This window comes from Paenibacillus sp. 598K, from assembly GCF_003851045.1.
Lineage (GTDB): Bacteria > Bacillota > Bacilli > Paenibacillales > Paenibacillaceae > Paenibacillus_D.
This window is the reverse complement of sequence record NZ_BFBX01000277.1, coordinates 1-3,441: the sequence shown is the minus strand read 5'-3', so window position 1 is coordinate 3,441 and position 3,441 is coordinate 1. Positions and strand designations below refer to the sequence as shown.

Annotated in this window: 2 protein-coding genes; both read right to left on the bottom strand. The window is 67.0% G+C overall.

Features of this window, described 5'->3' with window-relative positions:
- Positions 1-1,555, bottom strand: a 1,555-nt coding sequence (locus PA598K_RS35035; RefSeq protein WP_260405768.1) for a condensation domain-containing protein, incomplete at its 3' end; no start/stop codon positions are given.
- 23 nt (positions 1,556-1,578) lie between these two features.
- A partial coding sequence (locus PA598K_RS35030; protein ID WP_260405767.1) for a condensation domain-containing protein occupies positions 1,579-3,441 on the bottom strand: 1,863 nt, incomplete at its 5' end.

Genomic DNA, 3,441 nt, shown 5'->3' with positions numbered 1-3,441 from the left:
GCGGCCGCAGCCGCTCCGCCAGCTGACTGGCAGCACTGGCCAGCTCGCCATAGCTGAGGCGGGCGTCCGGTCCGGTGACCGCGGGCAGCTCCGGCGCGCGACGCGACTGCGCCGCGAACAGCGCATGCGCCGTTGACGTATCGGGATACGGACGAGGCGCCGGATTGAAGCCGAGCAGCTCGTCCCGCTCCTCGTCATCCAGCAGCTCCAGAGCTTGCGCTGGCTGCTCGGGCCGCTCGACCGCCTGCGCCAGCAGCCGACGCAGATGGCGCTCGATGCCGTCGATCGCGTACCCGGGGTAGACGCGGCCATCCCAGCTCAGCTTGAAGGACAGCGACTCGCCAGGGTAGACGGCGAGCGTCAGCGGATAGCCCGTCTGCTCGCGGGCTTGCATCGCCGTCACCGCGAAGCCCGCCGCGCCGTCTCCCGCCTCCGTCAGCTGCTGCTCCATCGGGAAGTTCTCGAAGACGAGCAGATGGTCGAGGCGAATGCCTGTCCGCGCCTGCACCTCGTAGAGCGGACTGTGAGCATGGCGCTGCGCCTCCAGCGCCTGCTCCTGCATCCGGCGCAGCAGCGCAGCCAGGCTCTCGTCCGGGCTCGTCGCGACGCGACACGGCACGGTGTTGATGAACAGACCGATCATCGATTCGATGCCGGCCACCTCGGGCGGCCGACCGGAGACGACTGTGCCGAACACCGCGTCATCGGCGTTGTGATAGCGTTGCAGCATCAAGCCCCACACGGTCTGGACGAGCGTGCTGAGCGTCGCTCCCTGCGCGCCCGCCAGTCGGGCCAACGCCTCGGTCAGCTCGGCAGACAGCGCGAAGCGGCGTTCGCGGAGCAGATACTCCGTCCCGCGAGCCGCCTCGTCTCCCGCAGCCTCTTCCGCGAGCTCGCCCGCGACAGCCGCATAACCCGGCAGCCCTGGCGGCTGCTCCGCCCCTTCCAGCAGCTGCGCCCAATAATCGAGCGCAGCCTCGCGGTCCTGCCGCTTCAGCCAGTCCAGATAGCCGTCCAGCGGCACCGGCTCGGCCAGCTCCGCTGCCGCCCCGCGCTGCGCCGCCGCATACAGCGCCAGCAGCTCGCCGAAGAGCGGGCCGACGCACCAGCCGTCCATGAGCGCATGGTGGAAGGTGATGATCAGCCGATAGTCGGCCTCTCCCAGCCGCGCCAGCGCGAAGCGGATCAATTGATCCTTGGCCGGATTGAAGCCGCGCGCCAGATCGTCCGCCAGCAGCCGCTCCAGCGCCTTCGCTCCGTCTTGCCCAGACTCTCCGGTCAGCTCATGCCGGGCCAGACGCCAGCGTCTGCCCCGCAGCACGACCTGCATGCTGCGCTTGCCCGGCTTCTGGCTGAACACCGTCCGCAGACTGTCGTGACGCGCCGCCAGCTGATCGATCGCCAGCTCCAGCGCCTCCGCATCCACCTCCCCTTGCAGGCTGAGCACGCGCTGCTCGATATAGGCCGATGTACCGCCCTCGGCGGACTGCTGATACAGCATCCCCTCCTGCAGCGGCGTCATCGGATAGATCGTTTGAATGGCTATCTTGTCCATATCGCTCTTGCTCCTTCCCGTGCCTACTCCTCTATAGCGTCGACGAGCGACTGCAGCTCGTCCAGCTCATCCCCCGTCAGCTCCGCATGGCGGAAGTCCGACGGTGTGTGTCTGGCCGTCTCCGTCCCTGCGCAGTGATCGATCAGACGGCTCAGCTCGCGGCGATAATGCTCGGCCAGCTCCTTGACGGCAGCCTCCGTATATTGCTTCCGGTTGTAGCCAAAACCGAGCGTCAGCCGTCCGTCCCGGATCTCGCCCTCGATATTGATCTTCACCGGCATCTCCATCCGGTCGCTGAGCGTTCGCCCCAGCTCCATGACGCTCTTCGGATCGCCCAGCTTCATCGCCTTGACCTGGAATCGTCTGTCCTCCGACGGGCTCTCGAACTGGCCGAGGTAATTGAAGTTGACCTGCGGATCGACGCCCAGCTCGTACCCTTCGCGAGCCTCCGGCGGCGTCAGATAGCGCAGGATGCCGTAGCCGATCCCCCGGTCGGGGATACGCCGCAGCATCTCCTTGGTCGCGACGATCGTCCCTGCGGGGTCGTCCGCGTCTGTCGCAGCCAGCGCCACCGGGAACTGCGACGTGAACCAGCCGATCGTCCGGTTGATGTTGAACTGCTCGATGATGCTCTCCCGGCCATGCCCCTCGACATTGACGAGGATGCCGTCCAGTCCGCGCCAGCGCTTGAACGCCATCGCCAGAGCTGCGCACAACAGATCGTTGATCTCGGTATGGTAGGCCTGATGCACGCCGCCCAGCAGTTGCTCCGTATAGGCGGGGTCCAGCTCCATGTAGACGATCCCGGCATCCTGATAACGCGGCGTCTCCGCCGTCTCCAGGTCCGGCGCCAGCTCGGCGTAGGGCAGCGACTCGACCTCTGCCCAATAAGGCAGCTGAGACAGCAGCGACTCCGAGGTCGAATACGTCTGCAGCCGCTCTGCCCAGTCTCGGTAGCTGTCCGTCTTGTCCGGGAAGACGATGGGCTCGCCACGCTCGGCCTGGCCGTAGCCGCTCTCGAAGTCCTCAAGCAGGATGCGCCAGGAGATGCCGTCGATGACCAGGTGATGGATGCAGAGGATCAGATAGTCGCCCTGTCCCGTCTGCACCAGACCAAGCTGGACGAGCGGGCCGCTCTCCAGCGATATCGAGGCTTGCAGCCGATCGGCCAGCGCCGTCACATCCGCCAGCGCCGCCTCTGCGTCCGTCCCGGCCGAGCGGATCGTCGTCATCGCGCAGCCTGCCGCCTCCGGCCCTTCGTTGACTTGCAGCGCCGCGCCGTCGCCGCTCTCGCGATAGGTCATGCGCAGGGCGTCGTGATGCTCGGCAAGCCTTCCGAATACTTGCCGCACCCGAGCCTCCGACAACCCCTCGCGCGCATAGATGAGCGCCGCCTGATTGTGGTGATGCCGGTCGGTGACGAACTGCTCGAAAAACCATCGCTGCACCGGCGTCAACAGCACCTCGCCGACGACCGGTCCCTGGTCGATGATGCGCAGACTTTGCTGCACCGCGCCGGCCATCTCCCGCACCGTCGGGAAGCGGAAAATATCCCGGATATCGAGGAGCAGCCGGTACTTCTGCAGCCGCGCCGCCACCTGGATCGCATGAATCGAGTCGCCGCCGACCCGGAAGAAATGATCGTCCGCGCCGAAATCCGGCAGACCCAGCACCTCGGAGCACACCTCGACGAGCCGCTGTTCCAGCTCGCTCAGCGGGCCGTCCGCGCCGCCTGTCGGCCGTGCGACCGCCTCCGCCGGGTCCGGCAGCGCCTTGCGGTCGATCTTGCCGTTGGGCGTGAGCGGCATCTGCTCGAGCTGCACGGCAAACTTGGGCACCATGAAGTGCGGCAGCGCGCGTCCCACATGGCGCAGCACCTCATCGGG